21 protein-coding genes are annotated in these 23,521 nt (G+C 66.8%); 14 read left to right on the top strand and 7 right to left on the bottom strand.

Going from position 1 to position 23,521, the window contains the following annotated elements; translation table 11 throughout:
• The first annotated feature begins 23 nt into the window (after positions 1 to 23).
• Complete coding sequence (locus E3N86_RS13390; protein ID WP_134512128.1) at positions 24 to 509, top strand: DNA-processing protein DprA; 486 nt, start codon at positions 24 to 26, stop codon at positions 507 to 509.
• A 110-nt stretch (positions 510 to 619) separates the two neighbouring features.
• Here E3N86_RS13390 and E3N86_RS16920 read toward each other — a convergent pair whose 3' ends face one another.
• Positions 620 to 2,557, bottom strand: a complete 1,938-nt coding sequence (locus E3N86_RS16920) for a hypothetical protein (protein ID WP_166785094.1) — start codon at positions 2,555 to 2,557, stop codon at positions 620 to 622.
• 198 nt (positions 2,558 to 2,755) lie between these two features.
• Positions 2,756 to 3,262: a hypothetical protein gene (locus tag E3N86_RS13380; protein ID WP_104103155.1), complete on the bottom strand. Its 507-nt coding sequence runs from the start codon at positions 3,260 to 3,262 to the stop codon at positions 2,756 to 2,758.
• 231 nt (positions 3,263 to 3,493) lie between these two features.
• Here E3N86_RS13380 and E3N86_RS13375 point away from each other — a divergent pair, with 231 nt between their 5' ends.
• On the top strand, positions 3,494 to 4,393 hold the full coding sequence (locus E3N86_RS13375; protein WP_104103158.1) for a phosphodiesterase: 900 nt from the start codon (positions 3,494 to 3,496) through the stop codon (positions 4,391 to 4,393).
• Between the two features lie 11 nt (positions 4,394 to 4,404).
• On the top strand, positions 4,405 to 5,451 hold the full coding sequence (locus E3N86_RS13370; protein WP_134343037.1) for a tyrosine-type recombinase/integrase: 1,047 nt from the start codon (positions 4,405 to 4,407) through the stop codon (positions 5,449 to 5,451).
• A gap of 56 nt (positions 5,452 to 5,507) precedes the next feature.
• Here the strand turns inward: E3N86_RS13370 and E3N86_RS13365 are convergent, their stop codons facing one another.
• On the bottom strand, positions 5,508 to 6,071 hold the full coding sequence (locus tag E3N86_RS13365) for a M23 family metallopeptidase (RefSeq protein WP_134512127.1): 564 nt from the start codon (positions 6,069 to 6,071) through the stop codon (positions 5,508 to 5,510).
• A gap of 323 nt (positions 6,072 to 6,394) precedes the next feature.
• Here E3N86_RS13365 and rpsB point away from each other — a divergent pair, with 323 nt between their 5' ends.
• The 9 genes from rpsB (at position 6,395) to E3N86_RS13320 (ending at position 13,132) form a co-directional block, all read left to right on the top strand.
• A complete protein-coding gene (rpsB, locus tag E3N86_RS13360) occupies positions 6,395 to 7,315 on the top strand; it encodes a 30S ribosomal protein S2 (protein ID WP_104103167.1) in 921 nt (306 codons plus the stop codon).
• A 9-nt stretch (positions 7,316 to 7,324) separates the two neighbouring features.
• Positions 7,325 to 8,152: a translation elongation factor Ts gene (tsf, locus tag E3N86_RS13355; RefSeq protein WP_134343040.1), complete on the top strand. Its 828-nt coding sequence runs from the start codon at positions 7,325 to 7,327 to the stop codon at positions 8,150 to 8,152.
• A 235-nt stretch (positions 8,153 to 8,387) separates the two neighbouring features.
• Complete coding sequence (pyrH, locus tag E3N86_RS13350) at positions 8,388 to 9,104, top strand: UMP kinase (protein WP_104103173.1); 717 nt, start codon at positions 8,388 to 8,390, stop codon at positions 9,102 to 9,104.
• Positions 9,105 to 9,135: 31 nt separating this feature from the next.
• On the top strand, positions 9,136 to 9,690 hold the full coding sequence (frr, locus tag E3N86_RS13345; protein WP_104103176.1) for a ribosome recycling factor: 555 nt from the start codon (positions 9,136 to 9,138) through the stop codon (positions 9,688 to 9,690).
• A gap of 15 nt (positions 9,691 to 9,705) precedes the next feature.
• Positions 9,706 to 10,701 (top strand): phosphatidate cytidylyltransferase, encoded by a 996-nt coding sequence (locus E3N86_RS13340; RefSeq protein ID WP_233194174.1) that lies wholly within the window; start codon positions 9,706 to 9,708, stop codon positions 10,699 to 10,701.
• A gap of 46 nt (positions 10,702 to 10,747) precedes the next feature.
• Positions 10,748 to 11,296, top strand: coding sequence for a DivIVA domain-containing protein (locus E3N86_RS13335; RefSeq protein WP_134374258.1), 549 nt, complete (start codon positions 10,748 to 10,750; stop codon positions 11,294 to 11,296).
• 140 nt (positions 11,297 to 11,436) lie between these two features.
• The gene (locus E3N86_RS13330; protein ID WP_134512126.1) at positions 11,437 to 12,039 is read left to right on the top strand and encodes a lytic transglycosylase domain-containing protein; all 603 of its coding nucleotides are present in this window, start codon (positions 11,437 to 11,439) and stop codon (positions 12,037 to 12,039) included.
• Between the two features lie 39 nt (positions 12,040 to 12,078).
• Positions 12,079 to 12,375, top strand: coding sequence for a hypothetical protein (locus tag E3N86_RS13325; protein ID WP_134374254.1), 297 nt, complete (start codon positions 12,079 to 12,081; stop codon positions 12,373 to 12,375).
• A 28-nt stretch (positions 12,376 to 12,403) separates the two neighbouring features.
• Positions 12,404 to 13,132, top strand: a complete 729-nt coding sequence (locus tag E3N86_RS13320) for an alpha/beta hydrolase (RefSeq protein ID WP_104103189.1) — start codon at positions 12,404 to 12,406, stop codon at positions 13,130 to 13,132.
• A 12-nt stretch (positions 13,133 to 13,144) separates the two neighbouring features.
• Here E3N86_RS13320 and E3N86_RS13315 read toward each other — a convergent pair whose 3' ends face one another.
• Together E3N86_RS13315 and E3N86_RS13310 are read right to left on the bottom strand one after the other, a co-directional pair.
• Positions 13,145 to 14,194, bottom strand: coding sequence for an AI-2E family transporter (locus E3N86_RS13315; protein WP_104103192.1), 1,050 nt, complete (start codon positions 14,192 to 14,194; stop codon positions 13,145 to 13,147).
• Between the two features lie 20 nt (positions 14,195 to 14,214).
• Positions 14,215 to 15,837, bottom strand: a complete 1,623-nt coding sequence (locus E3N86_RS13310) for a hypothetical protein (protein WP_134374252.1) — start codon at positions 15,835 to 15,837, stop codon at positions 14,215 to 14,217.
• A 251-nt stretch (positions 15,838 to 16,088) separates the two neighbouring features.
• Here E3N86_RS13310 and E3N86_RS13305 point away from each other — a divergent pair, with 251 nt between their 5' ends.
• Entirely contained in the window at positions 16,089 to 17,891 is a 1,803-nt protein-coding gene (locus tag E3N86_RS13305; RefSeq protein ID WP_174721916.1) for a hypothetical protein, read from the top strand.
• Positions 17,888 to 18,889, top strand: coding sequence for a tetratricopeptide repeat protein (locus E3N86_RS13300; protein ID WP_134512124.1), 1,002 nt, complete (start codon positions 17,888 to 17,890; stop codon positions 18,887 to 18,889). The genes E3N86_RS13305 and E3N86_RS13300 overlap by 4 nt, the downstream gene beginning before the upstream one ends.
• A 203-nt stretch (positions 18,890 to 19,092) precedes the next feature.
• On the opposite strand, the gene glgB is transcribed toward E3N86_RS13300, so the two are convergent.
• Both glgB and E3N86_RS13290 read right to left on the bottom strand, forming a co-directional pair.
• The gene (gene glgB / locus E3N86_RS13295) at positions 19,093 to 21,438 is read right to left on the bottom strand and encodes a 1,4-alpha-glucan branching protein GlgB (RefSeq protein WP_134512123.1); all 2,346 of its coding nucleotides are present in this window, start codon (positions 21,436 to 21,438) and stop codon (positions 19,093 to 19,095) included.
• Positions 21,435 to 23,510 (bottom strand): maltotransferase domain-containing protein, encoded by a 2,076-nt coding sequence (locus tag E3N86_RS13290; protein ID WP_174721917.1) that lies wholly within the window; start codon positions 23,508 to 23,510, stop codon positions 21,435 to 21,437. Before E3N86_RS13290 ends, glgB begins: the two co-directional genes overlap by 4 nt.
• Positions 23,511 to 23,521 lie beyond the last annotated feature (11 nt).

Below are 23,521 nucleotides of genomic sequence, written 5' to 3'. Positions count from 1 at the left end.
CCAAAGTATCGCGGAACTGATCTATTCAGACTTTCCTCCAACGCAACCGGTTGATCGCCGCTGCCAGCGCGGCCACGGTCGTGCTCGAGGCCGGCTGGCGCTCGGGTTCGCTCAACACTGCCGGGCATGCCGCCGCTCTCGGCCGGCCGCTCGGGGCCGTTCCGGGCCCGGTGACCTCGCCGACGTCGGCCGGCTGCCATCGGCTGATCCGCGAGTATGACGCCGTTTGCGTCAGCACAGCCGCGGAAATGGCCGAACTGGTGGGCGAACGGATGCTGGGCCTCACCCTCGACCTGCCGCCCGCCGATGGAGACACGGCCGGGTTCGGCGGCCGCACGAGCGAGCAGGTGCGCGTGTTCGACGCTCTGAGCACGCGGGCGGCGCGCAGCGTGACCGACATCGCCCGTCGGGCCGGACTGTCGATGTCAACGGTGCAGGGGTCCCTCGGCGCCCTCGACCTGGAGGGGGTGGTTCGGGAGAAGGAGACCGGCTGGGTGCGCGGCCGGTAACGGTTCGCCGTTCACCCGACCACCCCCCTGGTCGTCCCCGTCCTTTCGGCGTACGAGCACGTCGACCGTGGCCCCGTCGTTGTCATCCATGATCACTGGAAGACTCCTGGTCACTGGACGATCGTGACGATGACGGAGGCGCTCACAAGCCCCGAAGCTTCCGCCGTGAACGTGTACAGGCCCGCTTGATTGCCTTGGTAACTGACCTGGCAGCCACTGAACGTAGCAACACCGTTGAGAGAAGTCCTGGTTGTCGCCGCGCACGACAGCGTGCCGGATCTGTTGGACGGTGGACTCGCAGAGAGCGTGACGCTTACAGCGGCGTTCGCTGTGTTGCCGAAGGCATCCTGGATCGTGATTTCCGGCTGTGGCACGAAGAAGTCGTTCCTCTTATGGCTCTTCTGAGGGAATGTTCCGGTGAAAGCGAGTTTTGACGCGGCCCCGGCCGAGATCGTGGTGGTGTTGCTCGTGGCCGTGATGGGGCCTGCCACGACGGCCGTCAGTGTGTAGGCGTCAGCCTTGTCGATCCGACAACCGGTGAAGGTCGTGACGCCGGCGGTGCTGGCGGAAGCACACGCGGACAGGGTGGCCCCGACGGGTGTGTTGGTGAGGCTCAATGTCACGGCTGCGGTGCTGTTCGTGACGGTGTTGCCACCGGCATCCTGCACCGTGACAACCGGTTGGGTGGAGAAGGCACTCTGACTGATGGCGGTGCTGGTCGGGAAGGCGATGGCTAGTTTCGCTACGGAGCCGACCGATATGGTGAGGCTGCTGGACTCGGCCGTCCAGGTCCCTGAGGCCGCCGTGAGTGTGTAGCTGCCGGGTTTGTCGATCCGGCAACCGGTGAAGGCCGCGACACCGGACGCGGCCGCGAGCGGGTTGCCTGAGGTGCAGGACAGCGCGGCGCCTGCCTGGGTCGTGAGGCTGAGGCTGGTGGTGACGGTGTTTCCGAACGCATCCTGCACGGCAATGACAGGTTGGGTTGAGAACGGGGTTCCGCCGCTACTGCTATTGGCGGGCTGTGCGGTGAAGACGAGTCTCTTAGGGGGCCCGGCGGTGACGTTGATGCCGTTGCTCGTGGCGTCGGCGAGCCCGGCCGAGGTGGCGGTGAGCGTGTAGCTGCCGGCCTTGTCGATCTGGCAGCCGGCGAAGGCGGCGATGCCTGAGACGGCAGCCCGGGCGTTCGCGGCGCAGGTCAGGCTGGCCCCGGCGGGTGAGGTGAGGCCGAGGCTGATTGTTGCGGTGCTGCCGGTGATGGTGTTTCCGCCGGCGTCCTGAACGGTGACCATCGGTTGGACGGGCGCGGCGAACGTGGTCTGGCTGGTGATGGAGAAGTCAACGGCAGGTTGGGTGAAGGACAGTTTCCTCGCGGAGCCCACGGAAACGGTCAGGGCACCGGAGGCCGCGGTGAGCGTATAGGTGCCGGCCCTGTCGATGGCGCAGCCGGTGAAGACCGCGACACCGGATGCTGCCGCCAGCGGGTTGGTTGGGCACGTGAGCCTGGCGTCGGCGGGCGACCCGGTGATTGCCAGTGTGACCGGGCTGGTACTGGTGGGCACGGTGTCTCCGGCGGCATTCTGGATCGCGACGCTGGGCTGGGCAGTGAAGACGGCGCCGCTGGTCGCGTCGGACGGTTGGGCCTGGAACGCGACTTTCGTCGGATTCGAGATCGTCACGCTGCCACTGGGGGCGCTCGCCGCGGTCCAGCCGTTGTAGACGGCGGTGACCGTGTAGGTATAGTCGCCGGTCAGAACGAGCAGGTCGTCGCAAAACGCGGTGGCCACGATGATGGTCGGGCTGGTGCCGCAGGCCGGGGTCGGCGTGCCGGTGCCGGTCTTGGTGCGGGTGGCGCAGGAGCTGGTCGGCGCGGGCGTGCCGACGGATGCCGTCCAGCGCAGGCTCACGGTGCCGGCGCTCGTCGCGGGAACGAGCACGTCGGTGGGCGGAAGCAGCGTGCCGAGGGCTGCCGAGCCGGAGCCGAACCCGGGGGCGGTGTAATACGCGGAGGCGCCACCGGTTACGGACACGACCAACACGGCAAGGGTCACGGCGGCGGTGAGGCCGAAGGGTGAGGCCGAAGAATGAGAGGCGGGTGTTTCCGGATGCGGAACGGTGGGCACGGAGGGAAGTCACGTCAACCTCTCACAGCTGTCGAACGAGCATGAATGTTCAGGGACTCAGATGTTCCAAAATGAAAATCGCACAGGTGGGCAGGCTCGGAGAAAGCCTGCCCACCTGTGATCGAGCTAGTTGGACTTGAGCGTCAGCGTGACGGTGGCGCCCTTGCAGGCGTCCTGGTCGTCAGCGGTGTCAAGGAACATGAGCGTCGAGGCTCCCGTGATGGTCACATCGACGACGGTCTGGCTCCTGGGCATGCCCATCACGCGCGTGTCGGAGACGACGGACGGGGCGATCGTAAAGTTGTCGGCGAAGACACACCCCGGGGCGTCAGTGCTGCCGGTCTGGGAGATGGTTGCGACCTTGAGGCTGGACGTGCCCGCATTTTTTGCGGAGTACGTCACCGGCACGGAGGCGCCCGGGGTCAGACCGTCGGCCAGGTGGGCGCTCAGCACCAGCGAGCCGTTGGACTTGGCGTTGGCCGCCGCACCGGTGCCGGAGCCGGTCGTCGACCAGTAGGCGTACGCTCCGCCTCCGCCGACCAGAAGCATCGCGGCCGCGACGAGCGCGATGCTCCTCACCCGCAGCTGCTTGGCGGTGCCGGCGGTTGCCTCGGGTGTGGTCTTCTTGGTCATGTGATGCCCTTCTATCGATTTCGGGTCTCGACAGTCCTCATCTGTGAGGACACGTGCTGAAAGCTAGGGCGGTCTCGTGTGCGCCGTTAGGCCGGATGAGCCCACAGAACGGGGCTGCGGGCCCTCCCAATAGTGGGTTCGCGCGAATCCCACCGAAGGGTGAATTTGCGCGACGACAGGCCGACGTCGGGGGCAGGCCGTAGTCTGGGCGGCACCCACGAAAGGTGAGTCATGTCAGCCGTGCAACTGGGCCAGTACCCTCCAGCCACCCACCTCATCGCGCATATCAGCGACACCCACTTCCTCGGCGGAGGTCGAGCGCTCTACGGCGCGGTCGACACCGACACCACCGTGTACCAGGCGATGGCACAGTTGGAGCGGTCCGGTCTCCGGCCCGACGCGCTGCTCTTCACCGGTGACATCGCCGACCGCGGTGAAGCCGCTGCGTACCGCCGGGTGCGTGACATTGTCGAGGCCGCGGCCGAACGGATGGGCGCCCCCGTCATCTGGGTGATGGGGAACCACGACAAGCGCGAGGCCTTCCGCACCGAGCTGCTCCGGGAAAAAGGATCCTCGGCGCCGATCGACCGGGTATTCGACATCGGGGGAGTGCGCATCATCGCACTGGACACGAGTGTTCCGGGCTATCACCACGGCGACCTGTCCGGCGCGCAGTTAGCGTGGCTGGCCGAGGTGCTCAGCGAGCCTGCTCCGCACGGCTCCCTGCTGGCGCTTCATCATCCGCCCGTGCCCACGATGTTGCCGCTGATGTCCATCCTCGAGCTGCGGGGGCAGCCCCGACTGGCCGAGGTGGTGGCCGGCAGCGATATCCGGGCGATCCTGGGCGGACACCTGCACTACGCGACGACCGGACTCTTCGCGGGTATCCCGGTGTCGGTCGCCGCAGCGACCTGCTACACGATCGATCCGACCGCGCCGCAGGGGGCGCTCAGCGGTCTGCAGGGTGGGCAATCGATCAACCTCGTGCACGTCTACGACGACCAGATCGTGCACTCGCATGTGGCTCTCGGCGAGTTTCCGGCAGCGACCGGCTTCGACGCGGCCTTCCTCGACCGGATGGAGGCGCTTACGCCCGACGAGCGCACCGAGGCCTTCTCGCGGCAGGTCTGACCGAGGTGACTATGCCTGAGTCCGTTCGCATACCACCGCCGGTTCCCGCGCCGGTGCACCTCCTCAATGCGTCTGTCGACGACTTCGTGGTCTACCTGGCCGTTGAGCGCGGCTTCTCCGTACACACCGTGCGCGCCTACCGCACCGACCTGGCGGGACTGATCGCCTTCGCCGAAACTCGCAGCGTCATCGACCCGGCGGCGCTGAGCCTCGATCTGCTCCGCGATTGGCTGTGGGTCGGAACCCAGTCGGGGCTGGCGCGGGCGACCATTGCCCGGCGGTCGGCCTCCGCCCGCAGCTTCACGGCCTGGCTGGCACGCACCGGCGGCAGCGCAACCGACCCCGCCGTGCGGCTGCGCTCGCCGAAACCCGGCAGACCACTGCCCCGAGTGATCAACCACACCCAAATGCAGGAGCTACTCACCCACCTGGAACTTCGTGCTGCCGGTCCCGACCCGGCGGCGCTGCGCGACCTCGCGATAGTGGAACTGCTCTATGCGTCGGGGTTGCGGGTCTCGGAGCTCGTTGGCCTCGACGTCACCGACGTCGATCTGCACCGACTCACCGTGCGGGTCACCGGCAAGGGTTCCAAGGAACGCGTCGTTCCCTTCGGCGTGCCGGCCCAGCACGCGATCCTCGCCTATCTCGAACGGGGCCGCCCCCGGCTCGTTGAGACCGCAGCGCCCGCCGAGACCGCAGCCCCCGCCGGGACCGTGGGGCCCGCTGCCGAGAACCGCGCGCACGCAGCGAAAACCGCTGCCGAGAACGCCGCGACGCCGGTGAGCGCGCTGTTCCTTGGTGCGCGCCGCCAGCGCCTCGGCGTGCGGGCGGTCTACCGGCTGGTCGCCACTCTGCTCGCCGATGTGCCCGGCAACGGGCCGGCCGGCCCGCACGCCCTCCGCCACACGGCGGCCACCCACCTGCTCGACGGCGGAGCCGACCTCCGGGCCGTGCAGGAGCTGCTCGGCCACTCCAGCCTCGGCACCACCCAGATCTACACTCATGTCTCGGCCGAACGCCTCAAACAGAGCTACCGCACCGCGCACCCGCGCGCCTGACTCCCCGGCGACGGGTTCCGGGACTGCTCCGCGACTACCTCGCGGCTGCCGGCCCCTCAGCTGTCTCCTCTCAGGAGCAGTGCTGGCAGCAGCACCGCGCGAGGAACTCCGACCAGATACAGCAGTGGTGACACATAGCCACCGTTCAACCGGGCGCCAAGATGCAGGCACTGCCCAGCGCAGTGCCCGCCGTCGGCAACCTGGCCGACGGGCTGCCCTGCCGCGACCCGGTCACCGACCGCGACACTGGCCGACACCGGCTCGATGCTGGATACCAGGCCGTCGGCATGTTCGATCGAGAGTACGGGGCGGTCGACCACGACCCCGGCGAACGAGACGACACCCTCGGCCGGTGCAACCACCTCCCGGCCGTCCTCGGCCGACAGGTCCAGACCTCGATGGCCCGGCGCATACTGGGTGGCCGGCGCCAGGAAACCCCGGAGCAACGGATGCGGCGGAGCCAGCGGCCAGTGCCAGGTGCCGGAGGTGGCCGTCTCCGCGGATGTCTCCGTGACCGACGCCGCCCCGGGTAATGTCACACCCGCCGCGTCGCTCCGCACCATGGACAGGCAGGACAGCGGCAGCAGCGCGGCCGCGATGAGCAGACGGAAGGCATTCATGCCACCACCGTGCGGCCTCCGTCCCGCCCTAAACCGGCGAGGGCGGTATCCGTGACCGGATCCCGTACCACCCCGCCTGGGGAGGGACGCCCGCACGTGCCGGCGCGCGCACGGGGCACCCCCGTGGGTGCTAACCTTTGAGGAGCAGCGCTTGCGTGCTGACTACGCGTGCCCACTCGGCCTCCAGACCCACTCGGTCCTCGTTTCTTTCAGATGCGAGGCGGTTCTGTGCCGGGCACCAGGAGTGGTGATCATCCGATCACGACACAAACCGATTGGCGTTCGTCTGCATCGCAGCGCGCGCCGGACAAGGAGAACGGCTCATGGCCGTCGTAACCATCCGCCAGCTGCTCGACAGCGGCGTGCACTTCGGGCACCAGACCCGCCGTTGGAACCCGAAGATGAAGCGCTTCATCTTCACGGAGCGCTCCGGCATCTACATCATCGACCTGCAGCAGTCGCTCGGGTTTGTCGACAAGGCCTACGACTTCGTCAAGGAGACGGTTGCCCACGGCGGCACCATCCTCTTCGTCGGAACGAAGAAGCAGGCGCAGGAATCGATCGCCGAACAGGCCATCCGCGTGGGCCAGCCCTACGTCAACCAGCGCTGGCTCGGCGGCCTCCTCACCAACTTCCAGACCGTTTCCAAGCGTCTGGCCCGCATGAAAGAGCTTGAAGAGCTCGACTTCGAGGACACCGCCAAGAGCGGTTTCACGAAGAAGGAAATGCTCATCAAGAAGCGCGAGCTCGTCAAGCTGCACAAGAGCCTCGGCGGCATCCGCAACCTCACGAAGACGCCGTCGGCGCTGTGGGTTGTGGACACCAACAAGGAGCACCTCGCCATTGACGAAGCCCGCAAGCTCGGCATCCCCGTCATCGCGATCCTCGACACCAACTGCGACCCGGACGACGTCCAGTACCCGATCCCGGGCAACGACGACGCCATTCGTTCCGTCGGCCTGCTGACCCGCATCATCGCGGACGCTGCGGCCGAGGGCCTCATCCAGCGCCACGCCAAGCCGGAGGCTGAAATCGAGCCTCTCGCCGCGTGGGAAGCCGAACTCCTGGCCGCTCCTGCCGAGAACGCCCCGGCAGCTGACGAAGCCGTCGCCGTCTCCGACGAGACCGCAGAGGCCGTCGTGGCCGCGCCGGTTGCCGACGAGGAAGCCGCCGCAGCCCCAGCCGCAGAAGCCGAAGCCGCAGCCGTTGTTGCAGCCGACGCTCCCGCCGAAGAAACCAAGTAAGGACCAAGCATGGCAAGCATCAGCCTCGCAGACGTCAAAGCGCTGCGCGAGCGCCTCGGTACCGGCATGGTCGACACCAAGAACGCCCTCGTTGAAGCCGAAGGCGACATGGAAAAGGCCGTCGAAATCCTTCGAATGAAGGGTGCGAAGGGTAACGCCAAACGCGCCGATCGTTCCACCTCCGAGGGACTCGTCGCTGCCAAGGAAATCGGCAACACCGCCACCCTGATCGAACTCGCCTGCGAGACCGACTTCGTCGCCAAGGGCGATAAGTTCGTTGCACTAGCCGAGAAGGTCTTGGACGCGGTCGCCGCTGCCGCGGCCACCACGGTCGAGGAAGGCCTGGCCGCTCCGGTCGACGGTCAGACCGTCGGCCAGCTCATCGACGGCGAGGCCGCGATCATTGGCGAGAAGTTCGAACTTCGCCGCGTCGCATCCGTCGCGGGTGAGAAGTTCGCGATCTACCTGCACAAGACCAGCAAGGACCTGCCCCCGCAGGTCGGCGTTGTTCTGGGTTACTCCGGAGGTGACGCGGAGACCGCGCGCAGCGTGGCTCAGCACATCTCCTTCGCGAACCCTGAGTACCTCGCTCGCGAAGACGTTCCCTCCGACCTCGTTGAGGCCGAACGCCGGATCGTCACCGAGATCTCGAAGAACGAGGGCAAGCCGGAGGCTGCACTGCCCAAGATTGTCGAGGGTCGCGTCACCGCGTACTTCAAGCAGGTTGCACTCCTCGAACAGGATTATGCCAAGGACAACAAGCTGTCCGTCAGCAAGGTCCTGGCTGACGCCGGACTGACCGTCTCGGGCTTCGCCCGATTCAAGGTCGGCGCGTAACCGGTCGTTTGATCGTAGTGAAGGAGATCGGGTTGCAGTCGCAATCCGGTCTCCTTCTGTGTGTGGGCACCCACCAGCCCACCCAGTAGTTTTAGAACACCGCCGGAACACGGCACGGCACGGCGCAACACAACCCAACACAACACAACACAACCCAACACAACACAACCCAACCCAACGCAACACTGCACGGCACAGCACGGCACAGAGCATCACGAGGGAAGAAGCGCACAGAATGTCAGACACGGTCAAGAAGCGCAGGGTCCTCCTCAAACTTTCCGGCGAAGCCTTCGGGGCAGGCAGCCTGGGCGTCAATCCCGACGTCATCAGCGCCCTCGCCCGCGAGATCGCCGAGGCGGCCAAGACGGTGGAAATCGCCATCGTCGTCGGCGGCGGCAACTTCTTCCGCGGCGCCGAATTGTCCCAGCGTGGAATGGACCGCGGCCGTGCCGACTACATGGGCATGCTCGGCACCGTGATGAACGCCCTTGCCCTCCAGGACTTCCTCGAGCAGGCCGGATCCGAGACACGGGTGCAGTCCGCGATCGCGATGACCCAGGTCGCCGAGCCGTACATCCCTCGTCGCGCGGAACGCCACCTCGAAAAGGGCCGCGTGGTCATCTTCGGCGCGGGCGCCGGGCTGCCCTATTTCTCCACCGATACGGTTGCGGCCCAGCGTGCCCTGGAAATCGATGCGGACATCGTGCTCGTCGCCAAGAACGGCGTCGACGGGATTTACTCCGACGACCCGCGCACCAACCCGGACGCGCACAAGATCGACCACATCACCTACCAGGAGGCCCTGCAGCGCGGCCTCAAGGTCGTCGACTCGACGGCCTTCAGCCTCTGCATGGACAACGGAATGCCCATGCAGGTGTTCGGCATGGCCCCGCACGGCAACGTGACGGCTGCCATTCTCGGCGCCGATCTGGGAACCCTTGTCTCCAACTAAGCTTGACAACGCCATCGAAGAAGGAGTCATCGTGATCACGGATGTTCTGTCCGACGCCACCGCCCGCATGCACAAGGCCGTGGAAGCTGCCAAAGACGACTTCGCGACCGTGAGAACCGGTCGTGCGAACCCGCAGATGTTCGCCAAGATCCTGGTGAACTACTACGGCACACCGACGCCACTGGAACAGCTCGCCTCGCTGCAGAACCAGGAGGCCCGCACGCTCCTGATCGGGCCGTACGACAAGGGCGCCCTGCGAGACATTGAGCAGGCCATTCGCGACACTCCGAACTTGGGCGCCAACCTCGGAAACGACGGCAACGTCATCCGGGCCACGCTGCCGGAGCTGACCGCGGACCGCCGCAAGGAATACGTCAAGATCGTGCGCACCAAGGCCGAAGATGCCAAGGTGTCGGTGCGCAACCTGCGCCGCAAGGCCAAGGACGACCTCGACGCCCTCAAGAGTGAAGTGGGAGACGACGACGTGGCCCGCGGCGAGAAAGAACTCGAACACATCACCAAGACCCACGTGGATGCCATCGACGACGCCCTCAAGCGCAAAGAAGCAGAACTCCTCGAGATCTAAGGACGATCCAGCCTCATGACGGACGAATCAGGCGATTCCGGAGAACGCGAAGGGCTGCGCGCCAAGCGCGAGCATGGTGTCAGTCGCGCCGAGTTCAGGGCCCAGATGCAGTCGAAGAAGGCCGATCTCGAACGTCAAATGCTGGCGACCCGGGCGCAGCTGGATGCGACTCAGGAACGTATCCAGGCGCGCACCGGGCGCAACCTGATCCTGGCAACCCTGATCGGGCTCGCGCTTGGCTTGTTCATGCTGTTCAGCCTCATCTTCATCAAAGACCTGTTCATGGTCTGCGCGATCGCGTTCGTGGGCTTCACGGCCTTCGAGCTCGCTCAGGCTCTCCGTCTCGCCGGACGTAACGTGCCGCGCGTACCGGTCGTCCTGGCATCCGTGGGTGTCGTGCCTGCCGCGTTCTACCTCGGCGCGGCGGGCCAGTGGCTGGGTACGCTCGCCGGCATTGGGTTGATCGCCCTGTGGCGGCTGGCTTTTCTCGTCCGGCGCGCCCACCGCGCTCCCTCCCGGGAGGTGCTCGGCGACATCGGTGGTGGCTTCCTGATCCAGGCCTACGTCGTCTTTCTCGGCAGCTTTTCTGTGCTCCTGGTCGCCCAGCCCGACGGGCAGTGGTGGACCCTCGCCTTCCTGCTGCTGGTCATCTCAGCCGACACCGCGGCGTACGCCGCCGGCCTCAGCTTCGGCAAGCACCGCATGGTCCCCTCAATCAGCCCGAAGAAGACCTGGGAAGGGTTCGCTGGCGCCGGCGTCGCCTGTATCGGGATCGGCGTGCTGCTCGCAGTGTTCATGCTCGACCAGCCCTGGTGGTTCGGCCTCGTCTTCGGTGTGGTCATCTTGTTCAGCGCGACCTTCGGCGACCTGGCCGAATCCCTGATCAAGCGTGACCTCGGCATCAAGGACATGAGTTCCTGGCTGCCTGGTCACGGCGGTCTCCTCGACCGGTTGGATTCGATCCTGCCGTCGGCCGCAGCCGCGTACGCCCTCTACCTGATTTTCGCTTAGCGGCCTCGGTTTAGTCAGGCGCGCGGCAGTGAGGCAGAATGTTCCGGTGACCTCCACCTTCCCTCGGACCGGCAAGAAGACGCTCGGCTACAGCGCTCCGCAGGTGGAGGAGTTCCTCGCTGTCGCCCGAAAAGCGTATGACGCCACCGACGACAGCGTCGAGTTGACCGCCGAGGACATCCGTCACACTGCGTTCAGCATGCACAAGGGCGGATATTCGCCTGCGCACGTGGATGCGGCCCTCGAGCGTCTCGAAGACGCCTTCGCGACGCGCGACCGGGACCGTGCGGCGCAGGCGCAGGGCACCGAGGCGTGGCTCGCTGAGGTGCATGACCTCGCTCAGGTGCTCGTGAACCGGCTCAGCCGGAAGGACGGACACCGCTTCCACCGGGTGAGCGTTCTCAGCGTCGGCTACAGCCGGGCGGATGTCGACCGGTTCTCCCACAAGCTCGTCCGGTACTTCGAAGACGGGCTCCCCATAACGGTGGAAGATGTGCGCTGCGCCGTGTTCCGGCCCCAGCGCGGCGGTTACCGGGAAGCCCAGGTCGACGTTGTGCTGGACAGCGTCGTCGATGTGATCCTGGCCGTCCGTTGAGTTGCGCCGCGCGCCGTGTCGAGGTCAATCGGCACCGTTATCTGGCTGTTATGTCGGATTTCCGATAGGATCGGCAAATCGTGGGTAGACATTTGAACATCATTGCATCCGAACACGCCGGCAGGCCCTTCAAGGTGAGAATGAGAAGGTCCCGCTCGCGCGGGCGCGTCCCCCTCTTCGCCTTCACCGCCGCAGCGGCGTTCGTGCTCGTCTCTATCGTCGACCCGTATTCCGGCGCGACGGCGTCACCCTACTTCCAGGTTGCCGGCGACCGGTTCAACGGTGAGGCAGCCCAGGAGATCCAGGTCGCTGCGGCAGCCTCGAACATCTTCACGCGTGACAGTTTCACCGTCACCGAGAAACCCGTTCCCGTTCCCGTCGCCGCTCCCGTCGCGTCCAAGTCCGCGTCGAGTTCGGCTCCATCGGCGGCCGTTCCTGACCCCGGTTCGGCGCAGGCGATCGCCGCTGATGCGGTGGCCGCCCGCGGCTGGGGCGACGATCAGTTCAACTGTCTCGTGTCGCTCTGGAACAAGGAGTCCGGCTGGCGCGTCAATGCGGAGAACAGCTCCAGCGGTGCCTACGGAATCCCGCAGTCACTGCCGGGCTCCAAGATGGCCACCGCCGGCGACGACTGGGCGACCAACCCCGCGACCCAGATCCAGTGGGGCCTCGGCTACATCTCGGGCCGCTACGGCACCCCCTGCGGCGCCTGGGCGCACTCCGGCGACGTCGGCTGGTACTAGCGCTCCTTGTGCTTCCAGGCTCGCACGTAGACTGGCTCAATGGCCCGCAGCAACCGACCCCGTGGCCGCAAGCCCAGTCCGGGAGCCGCTGATGACGGCCTTGAGCGGATGCGCGCCGGCTGGCGACGCACGGAAACCCGCCGCGACGGCCTCTGGACGGTGCAACCCGTACCGGGGCCGCAAGCCGTGAAATCGTACGTGTGCCCCGGTTGCCACCGCGAGGTTGCGCCCGGCACCGCGCACGTGGTCGCCTGGCGCGGCGACGGCGTCATGGGTGAGGCATCCGACCTTGCCGCGAGGCGCCACTGGCACTCGCACTGCTGGAAGATCAAATAACCGCCCAAGCGGCACCAGGGGAGAAACCATGACTTCGAGTGTGGAAATTCGCGGCGGCGTCGAGCTACCGGCCGTGCGCGAGCAGATCGAGCTGCACACCGCGGACGGCCTGACCTTGGTCGGCGAACTGGCCACGCCCGTGAGCCGGGCACCGGTGGCGACGCTGGTGACGCTGCATCCGCTGCCCACCCACGGCGGCTTCATGGACTCGCACATCCTGCGCAAGGCGGCCGGGCGGCTGCCGGCCTTGGCCGACCTGGCGGTGCTGCGCTTCAACACTCGCGGCACGACCTCGCCGCGCGGCACGAGTGGCGGCAGCTTCGGCGGCGGCGTCGATGAGCGCCTCGACGTTGCCGCCGCGATGGCGTTCGTCGCCGAGCGCGGGCTGCCCGATCCCTGGCTGCTCGGCTGGTCGTTCGGCACGGAGCTTGCAATCAAGTACGGCCTGGAGCACCCGATCCGGGGTGCCATCCTCTTGTCTCCGCCACTGCACCGGGCCTCTGACGCCGAGCTGGCCGCCTGGACCGGCCGGGACGCGCGGCTGGTGGCCGTCATCCCCGAGTTCGACGACTATCTCCGCCCCGAGGAGGCCCGGGAACGCTTCGCGAGCGTGCCGGACACCCGGCTCATCGCCGTGGAGGGCGGGAAGCACCTGTGGGTGGGGGAGAGTGCCACCCGCCGCGTACTCGACGAGATCGTCGCCGTGGTCAACCCGGCCGCCGCGCCTCTGCCCACGGAGTGGACTGCGTCGGCCTAGTACCCGATCGGCCTAGAGTTTGTTCTGTCGGGGGATCACGACCTGCTTGATGATCATGATGGTTGCCGCGGCGACGGGGATGGCAATCAGCGCGCCGAGGATGCCGAGCAGACTGCCGCCCGCGAGAGCGGCGACCACAACGACGGCGCCGGGAACGGACACGGCCCGGTTCATGATGTTGGGGCTGAGCAGGTAGGCCTCTACCTGCATGTAGATCAGGTAGTAGATCGCGGCGACCAACGCTGTGAACGTCGAGCTGCCGATTCCGGGGATCAGGCAGGTCAGCACGATGATGATCGACCCGGAGATCGTGCCCACGAGGGGGATCAGCGAGAACAGGAACGCGATCAGCGCGAGCAGCGCCGGGAACGGCGCGCCGATGATCGACAGGAAGGTGAAGCTGAGCACGCCGTTGCAGAGCGCCAGGGCTCCCTGGCCGATCACGAATCGGCCGACGGATGTCGTGATCTGCTCGCTGAGATCGGCGAACCGAGCCCGCTTCGAGGCTGGTACCAGCTGGTATACGGCCTGCTTGATGCTGTTCAGCGATGCCGTGAAGTACAGCGTGAGGATCAGGATGATCAGGGCGCCGAAAAGTCCGCTGACGATGGCGAGGCCGGACTGGATGATCGTGCTCGTGATGTTGGTGATGTTGCCGCCGACGAAATCGGTGACCGACTCTGTGATTTTCGACAGCGGGAGAGCCGGAAACTGCCTCTGTACATCGGCGAGAAAGGTGGAGGTGTTGATCGACGTGACCAGGTCCGGGATGGCCTTGGAGAGGTTGGAGACCTGGTTGACGATGATCGGCACGACGGCGAAGATCACTCCGGTCAGAACCCCGATCACGGCAACAAGCACCGTGAGCATGGCTGCCCAGCGGGGAAACCTCTTCTTCTCCAGCCAGGAGATGGCCGGGTCGAGCCCGAGCGCGAGGAACAGTGCCGCACCGATGTAGGTGATGATCGTTTGCAGAGTGATCACCGACGTGATGATGAGCAGGCCGACGCCGACGCCCAGGGTGCCGATCAGTCCGACGCGAAAAGCATTCTGGATCTTCACTGATATTCCCTCGGCTGGTGTCAGCGCTCGTCGTCGTCGCTGGCGGCGACCTTTTCCGCCTGTGTGAGCAGACCGCGCAGGCTCTCGAAGTAGCCGGCCACGGCGTCACGCTCAATCCTAATCTGGGACAGACGCTCCTCCGCGTCTGCCACAAGCACGCGCGTGCGCAGTTCGGCATCGGTCGCCAGCGCGGCGGCCCGCGTCTCGGCGTCCCGCACCAGACGTTCCGCCGACTCCTCGGCAACCTTCTTCGATGCCCTGACCTCGTCGCGGGCGGAGGCGTCCAGCTGGTCGTTCAATGCGCGCAGTTCGACCGTGCGCCGGTTGGTCTCGGCAAGCTGCTTGGTGGCATCCGCGACGAACTTCTGCGTCTGGGCCACCGCCTCCTGGTGGCGCTGCAGCTGGCCCTGCTCCGCTTCGTCCCGCCGGGCCTTCAGCTCGACGTCGAGGTCGGCCCTGGTCTGATCGATCTCGCGCTTGAGCTTGGCGGCTTCGTGCTCTCCCCGCTTGCGGGTGGCCGTTAGATGGTTCTCCAGGTCGATGCGCAGCTGCTCGCTTTCGGCGGTGAAGTCGGCGCGGGTCTGCTCATTGTCCCGACCGAGGTCGGCGTGTGACTGTTCGATCTCGGCCGCGAGGCCCACGCGCGCCTTGTCGACCTCGCGGCTGAGGTCGGCGCGCTGGCGTTCGAGGTCGCGGGCTAGGTCGGTCTGGGCCTGCTCGCTTTCAACGGACAAATCGGCGCGCTGCTGCAGCGTCTCCCGTTCGATGTCGGTTTTCGCCTGCTCGATCTCGATTGCGAGAAGGTTGCGGGCCTGCTCGGTCTCGTGGGCGAGTTCGATGCGAGCCTGTTCGGTTTCCCGGGCGAGGTCTATGCGGTGCTGTTCCGTCTCGGCGGCGAGGTCGATGCGAGCCTGTTCGGTTTCCCGGGCCAGGTCGGCGCGTTGCTGGTCGAGTTCGTGGGCGACTTCGGAGCGGGTCAACTCGGTCTCGCTCGTGAGCCCGGCCGCGACCTCGCGGGCCTCGGTCGCCTCCCGCTGGGCCACCACGCGAACCTCGGCGGCCTCGCGCTCCGCTTCCGAGCGGATCGCGGCGACTTCCCGCTTCACGGTTGCGCGCAGCTCGGCGGCCTCGGTGGCCACCGCTCCGCGGATGGCCGCCGCTTCGTGCACGGCGTCCTGGGTGAGCGTGGTGGAGTCCTCGTGGGCCCGGGCGAGTAAGTCGTCGGCTTCAGCGACGGCATCATTGAGGATGCGGCCGGCCTTGACCGCGGCATCCGACAGTGCCCGTTCGGCCTGCTCCTTGCCCTCGCGGAGCAGGGTCTGCACTTCGCTTGCTGCGGAGGCGCGTAGCCGTTCGGCGTCGATGTCCGCCTGGGCGATCACCCTCGTCGACTGCTCTTCCGCCACGCGCAGGGTGTTCTCGAGCTTGGTGCCGAGGCCGGAGAACGTGGGGCTGCCGACCTCTTCGATTTCCGCGTTCAGATCGTCGATCTGGGTGGTGAGACGTTTGATTTCCTTCTTCGCCTCGGTGCCCTGGGTATTCGCCTGAATCAGGTCGCGGCGCAGTCCCTGGATGGTCTTGTCGACTTCGTCGCGGTCGTAGCCGCGGAATACCTGGGTGAAGTCTGCTTCGTCGTTCGCCACGCTGTCTCCTCAAAATGGGCCTCTGACCCCCGTTTACGGACTGACGAAGGAAGCCTCCACAATTTTAGTCTGTTCAGGAGGCACTGGCGCGTCCCAACCCGAGGGATTATTAGGTGCCTCTCAGGGGCAACCAGTATCGTAAGACGTCCTGTCTGTTGCTGATCGGGCCCGCATCCGGGTCCAACGTGCCCGTGTGCGCGATGAGCGGCCGGCGACACAGGAGGGTTGACGTGCGTTTTGTTCTTGCCATAGTGGCATTCGTCCTTGCTGCGGCAATGATTGTGCTCGGCATCGCCCAGCGGACCATTTTTCTCGATCCGGCCTCGGTGAGCCTGAGCGCATCCGTGGAGGACGCCCGCTTCGCGGTGGTCGAGCCCAGTGCTCTCAACGCCGTGCCGGGAAGCCAGACGATCACAGTCAGCGGTTCCGACACGGTTTTCCTGGCCTACGGGCGCACCGACGACGTCAAGGCGTGGCTCGGAGACGAACCGTACGTCGACATCCGCAAGGACAAGGACACGGTCGCCCTCAGCAGCACACTCATCGATCCGGCTACGGAGGCCGAATCGGCCGCCGAGTCTGAGTCCGGCTCTGCGGCGCCAGCGGACTCCGCGGCTGAGTCGGAGACGGTCACCAACCCGGAGGGCTCCGACCTGTGGCTGCAGGAGTTCACGGCTGAGAACACGCTGACCACCACTCTCAAGGTTCCCGACGGCATCTCCCTGATCGTGGCCTCCGACGGCACGGCCTCCGCGCCCACAGATGTCAGCCTGTCCTGGCCCACCGACAACTCCACACCCTGGGCAGGCCCGCTGATCGTCGGCGGCGCGGCCGTCGGCCTAATCGGCTTGATCATCTACCTCCTGGCGCTCCTGCACCTGCGCCGCTCCCGCGGTCCCCGCCGCAATCTGCCCCGCGGGCCACGGATGCCCCGGCTCCCGCGCGTGCCCCGTCCGAAGGCCATCAAGCCGAGCCAGATCAACGGATCCGGTAAGTCAATCGCTCGGTCCATGGTCGCCATGCCCCTGATCCTGGTCAGCGGTTTGGTGCTCAGCGGTTGCTCGGCCGATTTCTGGCCGGCCACGTCCGCTCCCGACGCAGCCACCAGCGGGACGCCGACTCCGACCGACACCGCCGGCCCGGCCCAGGACGTGCCGCCGCCCGCCGTGACGGTGCCGCAGCTCGAACGCATCGTGGCCGATATCGCCTCGCTGACCGCGGATGCCGATGCGAACCTCAACGCCGACATCCTCGCCACCCGGTTCACCGGCCCGGCACTGGAGAAGCGACTGGCGAACTACAAGATCCGGGGGGCCGACCCGGCCATCGCCGCGCTGCCGGCGCTGCCCACGTCACCCCTCCGGCTCACGCTGCCGCAGCAGTCCTCCACCTGGCCGCGCGTCGTCATGACGGTCCTCCAGGACGAGGCTGACACTGCCGCCGCGCCGACGGCCCTCGTGCTGCGACAGGAGTCGCCGCGGGCCGACTACCTGGTCGAATACATGATTCAGCTTGAAGCGGCCGCCACGGTTCCCAAGGTCGCCCCGGCGACCATCGGCGCCCCGATCATTGCACCCGACTCCACGTTCCTCCTGCTCTCACCCGACCAGGTCGCCGCGGCCTACGCCGACGTGCTCCAGCTGGGGGAGGCCAGCCCCTCCTACGCCCTGTTCGAGGCGGAGGGCGACAGCTTCCGCACCCAGGTCACCGAACTGAAGACCTCACGCCAGGCCGGCCTGCCCTCGACGGCGTCGATCGAATTCGGTGCGGCCGCCGGCACCGGGCGCACCGTGGCATTGGCGACCAACGACTCCGGCAGTATCGTCGCCGTGAGCCTGACCGAGACCGAGACGGTGAAACCGGTGGATGCCGGCGCGACCGTGAGCCCCGAGGGTGCCAGCAAGGCCCTCTCCGGCATCACCGCCACGGCCAAGGGCATCACCAGCACCTACGGCGACCAGCTCCTGTTCCATGTTCCGGCCGCCGGTTCGAACGAAAAAATCGTCTTCCTTGGTTTCTCCCAGGGTCTGATCTCATCAACGGAGCTTCCATGAGTGTTGTCCCCCCGTCCCTGTCCGGCATGAACCTGCGCGGAGCCGTCGACCTGTCTACGCTGGTGAACCGTCCACCGGCGCCGGCCGCGGGCGCACCGCCGGCGCCGGGCGCACCGCCGGCGCCGGGCGTGCCCGGTACACCCGCGGCGGGTCCGGTCGCGGTACCCAGCCTCGTGCTCGAGGGCACGGATTCGAATTTCGGCGAAATACTGGAACTCTCGATGAGTGTTCCGGTCATCGTGGACCTCTGGGCCGAATGGTGTGAGCCGTGCAAGCAGCTCACGCCGATCCTGGAAAAGCTCGTCCTGGAATACGCCGGCCAGTTCGTGCTGGCCAAGGTCGACGTGGACTCGAACCCGCAGCTCACCCAGGCCTTCCAGGCGCAATCGATCCCGACCGTGGCCGCCGTGATCGGCGGTCAGCCGGTGCAGCTGTTCAGTGGCGCACTGCCTGAGGGCCAGGTGCGCGAGGTTCTGCACCGGGTCTTCGAGCTCGCGGCGCAGCACGGCGTCACCGCCATGGCCGCCGCCCCGGAGGCCTCCGGCAACGCCGAAGCGGAGGCGCCGGCCTCCGGAGAACCCGAGCTGCCGCCGCTGCACCAAGAGGCCTACGACGCCATCGACCGCGGAGACTATGACGCGGCGATCGCTCTCTACAAGACCGCGCTGGCACGGGACCCCCGGGACCAGATGGCCGTCGCCGGCCTGGCCCAGGTGAGCCTCCTGGCCCGGTTGCACGGCAAGACCATGGCCGAGATCCGCTCAGCCGCCGCGGCCGCGCCCGACGACCTGCTAACGCAGCTCGCGGTCGCCGACCTCGACCTCTCCGGCGGTCACATCGAGGATGCCTTCGATCGGCTGCTCGCCCTCTTTCCCGCGCAGGAGCCGGCCGGCCGCAACCTGATCCGCGAGCGCATCCTGGAGATGTTCGAGGTCATCGGCCAAGACGACCCGCGGGTGCCGCCCACCCGCTCCCGCCTCACCGCGCTGCTGTACTAGACGACGGCGTCGAACCAATTCGACGGAGATTTTGGTCTAGAACCGCTTTTTAGTGGTGTCTAGCGCTGATTTCGGCAAAATCTCCGTCGAATTCGTTTGGAATGGAGTCGCTCAGGCCCACGCGTCCGAAGTGGCAAAAAAAAGACCCCGTCGGCGTTTTGACGGGGCCATTTCCGCGCTCTCGCGAACTGGGGCGAAGCGGGTCAGCGTTGCAGGCGCAGCCAGAGACCGGCCAGCGGGGGCAGGGTCACCACAGCGGATGCCGGGCGTCCGGCCCACGGCACGTCGAGCGCGGTCACGGCACCCAGGTTTCCGACCCCGGAGCCGCCGAAGTCCGCGGCATCCGTGTTCAGAATCTCCTCCCACACCCCGGCGAACGGCAGGCCGACCTGGTAACCGTTGTGCGGCGCCCCGGAGAAGTTGAACAGGCAGGCAATGGGGTTGCCGTCGGTGTCCCAGCGCAGGAACGAGACCACGTTCTGGGCGGCCGCGCCGCCCTCGAGCAGCTCGAAGCCGCTCGGGTCGTTGTCCTTAGCCCAAAGGCTCGGGTTCGACCGGTACACCCGGTTCAGTTGACCGACAAGCGTGAACAGGCCGCGGTGAGCCGGCTGGTCGAGGGTCCACCAGTCCAGGCCGCGCTCTTCGCTCCACTCGGAGCGCTGCCCGAATTCCTGGCCCATGAACAGAAGTTGCTTGCCGGGGTGCGCCCACATGAAGGCGAGGTAAGCGCGCACGTTGGCGAGCTGCTGCCAGGAGTCACCGGGCATCTTCGCGACCAGCGAGCCCTTGCCGTGCACGACCTCGTCGTGGCTGATCGGCAACAGGAAATTCTCGCTGAACGCGTAGACGAATGAGAACGTGATCTGGTTGTGGTGGTGCGCCCGGTACATCGGGTCGACCTGCATGTACTCCAGCGTGTCGTGCATCCAGCCCATGTTCCATTTGAAACCGAACCCGAGACCACCGGCACTGGTCTGCGCCGTGACCCCACCCCAGTTAGTGGACTCCTCGGCGATCATGACCGCTCCGGGATTGCGCTTGTAGGCGGTGGCCGTGATCTCCTGCAACAGGCTGATCGCCTCGAGGTTCTCGTTGCCGCCGTGGATGTTCGGCTCCCACTGACCGTCTTCGCGGGAGTAGTCCAGGTAGAGCATCGAGGCCACGGCGTCGACCCGCAGCCCGTCGATGTGGAACTCCTCGAGCCAGTAGAGGGCGTTCGCGACCAGAAAGTTGCGAACCTGCTTCTGGCCGAAGTCGAAGACGTAGGTGCCCCAGTCCATCTGCTCGCCGCGGCGAGGGTCGGGATGCTCATACAGCGCTTCGCCGTCGAAGCGGGCCAGCGCAAAGTCGTCCTTCGGGAAGTGCCCGGGCACCCAGTCCATCAAGACGCCGATGCCGGCCTGGTGCAGCCGGTCGATCAGGTAGCGCAGGTCGTCGGGGTGGCCGAACCGGCTCGTCGGCGCGTAGTAGCCGGTGACCTGGTAGCCCCACGAGCCGCCGAACGGATGCTCGGTGAGCGGCATGAACTCCACGTGCGTGAACGCCAGTTCGTTCAGATAGTCGATCAGCTGGTCGGCGAGGTCGCGGTAGCTCAGCCCCGGACGCCACGACCCGACGTGCATCTCGTAGATGCTCATGGCCCGGTTGTGGGGGTCGGTGGCCGAACGGTCGGTGAGCCAGCGGGCATCCGCCCACTCGTAGCTGGTCTCACCGATGATGGAGGCCGTCTTGGGCGGGATCTCGGTGTAGCGGGCCATCGGGTCGGCCTTACGCACCCAGTCGCCCGAGCGGGTCATCAGCTCGAACTTGTAGTTGGAGCCGGCGGTCAGCCCGGGCACGAACAACTCCCAGACCCCGGTGCTGCCCATGTTGCGCATGGCGTGCAGCGTGCCGGTCCAGGCGTTGAAGTCGCCGATCACGCGGACGGCTCGGGCATGCGGGGCCCACACGGCGAAGGATGTGCCAGACGTGGTGCCGAGCGGGCCCGCGTTCGGCCGGTAGTGGGCGCCGAGAACATCCCACAGGCGTTCGTGTCGACCCTCGCCGAGAAGGTGCAGGTCGAGTTCGCCGAGGGTGGGCAGGTAGCGATAGGGGTCATCGACGATCCAGGTGGGGGCGTCGCTGTAGCGGGCCTCCAGCAGGTAGTCCTGAAGGCCGAGAGTGCTCACGCCCTGCCAGATACCGTGGCCCAGGTGAGCCAGCTCCACATGCGCGCCCGTGGGCAGCACGGCGAAGACCTCGGTCGCGAGCGGGCGGAGGGCACGGATGACGGTGAGCGGGTCCGCGATACCGGCCTGCTCGATCAGGTGCTGGCCGAGGACCTCGTGCGGGTTGTAGTAGCTGCCGGTGGAGACGGCCTGGAGGACGTGGTCGGCGATGACCGGCAGCTCGAACGGCGCGGGGGAGTGCAGCGCTCCGGCAGGCTTCGGCACGCTCGCCTTGACGGTTCCCTGAGGCTGGGCGGCGCCCGCCTTGTCCAGGGTCTTCTTGTCAGCGGTCTTCTTGTCTGCGGCCCTTTTGGCCGCCGGACCTCCCTGTGCGTGCTTCATTGAGCTGGTCCTTTCACGTGCAGGATGTGCACCGGTTCGGTGAATGCGTTGAGGCGCACGAAGTTGTCGGCCGACCAGGTCCAGATGGCACCGGTGATCAGGTCCTCGACCTCGAACACGGAGCCGTACGGCAGACCGAACCGGGCGACGTCGAGGTGCACGACGGTTTGGCGCACGGAGTGGGGGTCGACGTTGGCGACGATGATCAACGCGTCCGAGTGCCCGCTGCCTGTGAACGGCGCGTCGAGGAATTTGCTGTAGACGAGGATCCCCTCGTCTTCGCTCTCGTGGAGATCGAGGTTGCGCAGCTGTCCGAGGGCCGGGTGCTCGGCGCGGATGCGGTTGAGGAGGGTGAGGTAGGGCGCCAGGGACGCGCCGGCCGCTTCGGCGCCCGCGAAGTCACGCGGCCGGTACTGGTACTTCTCGTTGTCGATGTTCTCCTCGGCGCCGGGCCGGGCCACGCACTCAAACAGGTCGAAGCCCGTGTACACGCCCCAGGTCGGCGCCGCGGTGGCCGCGAGGGCCGCCCGGATCTTGAACGCCGCCGGGCCGCCGAACTGCAGATACTCGGAGAGGATGTCGGGAGTGTTCACGAACAGGTTCGGTCGCAGGAAGTCGGCGGTCTCGTGGGCGAGGCCATCGAAGAATTCCGCAAGTTCCTGCTTCGTGTTGCGCCAGGTGAAGTAGGTGTACGACTGCTGGAACCCCACCTTGCCCAGGCCCTGCAGCAGGGCCGGCCGGGTGAAGGCCTCGGCGAGGAAGAAGACATCGGGGAATTCGGCGTTGATCTCGAAAATCAGCCACTCCCAGAAATCGAGCGGCTTCGTGTGCGGGTTGTCGACCCGGAAGATATTGACGCCCACTCCGATCCAGTACCGCACGATCCGCAGCACCTCGGCGCGGATACCCAGAGGGTCGTTGTCGAAGTTGACCGGGTAGATGTCCTGATACTTCTTCGGCGGGTTCTCGGCGTAGGCGATGGACCCGTCGGGCAGCGTGGTGAACCACTCCGGGTGCTCGGTGACCCAGGGGTGGTCGGGCGACGCCTGCAGGGCCAGGTCGAGCGCGACCTCGAGGCCGTTCTCGCGAGCGACCGCAAGAAAGAACTGGAAGTCGGCGACGGTGCCGAGGTCCGGGTGGATGGCGTCGTGGCCGCCGTCCGCCGACCCGATCGCCCAGGGCGAGCCGGGGTCGTTCGGTCCGGCGTTGAGGGTGTTGTTGGGTCCCTTGCGAAAAGCCAGGCCGATCGGGTGGATCGGCGGCAGGTAGAGCACGTTGAAGCCCATCGCGGCGACGGCCGGAAGCCGGTTAGCCGCGGTGCGGAAGGTGCCGCTCTGCCAGGAGCCGTCGGCGCGCTTCACGGCGCCCTCCGACCGAGGGAAGAACTCGTACCAGGAGCCGACGCCGGCCCGGGTGCGTTCGACCAGCACGGTCCGGGATTCCGAGACGGATTCGAGGCTAGCCATCGGGCGCACGGCGGCCGCGGCAGCCAGCTTCGGGCTGCTGAGCACATCGAAGCGGGCGGCGACGGACTTGGCCGGGTCGACGAGGGACTTCGCGGCCGCGGTGAACGTGCGCCGCTCGTTCAGAGGGCGGGTCTTGACGGCGCTCTCTCGGATGAGCAGCTCAGAGCCGATCAGGAACATGAGTTCCACATCGACCTCGGCGGGGATCTTCAGCGAGGCGTTGTGCCGCCAGGTGGCCCAGTCGTCGGCGTAGGCGCGCACGCGGTAGGTCCAGCGGCCCTGGGTTCCGAGGGTGACGAGCGTCTCCCAGCGGTCGGTGCCGGGGGAGTTCAGGGACATCGGATGCTGCGACTCGGTTCCATCGGGAGCGGTCAGCAGCAGCATGACGCCGATGAGGTCGTGTCCCTCCCTGAACGCGGTCGCGGCGAACGGAACCGCTTCGCCCACGAACGCCTTCGCGGGCCAGAGGTCGTCGTTTAACTGAGGGGACAGATCGAGGATCGGGATACGGCCGATCCGGGGTTCTGCCGGGTCTGTCGTCTGGACTTCCTGAACCGCGCCGAGGGTTTCAGGAGCCGCGCCTGTGCGTTTTACTGTCTTAGCCACCTACTGACCGT

Source organism: Cryobacterium sp. Hz7 (assembly GCF_004402815.1).
GTDB lineage: Bacteria > Actinomycetota > Actinomycetes > Actinomycetales > Microbacteriaceae > Cryobacterium > Cryobacterium sandaracinum.
Note: the sequence above shows the minus strand (reverse complement) of the source record. Positions and strands in the feature narration are given on the sequence as shown.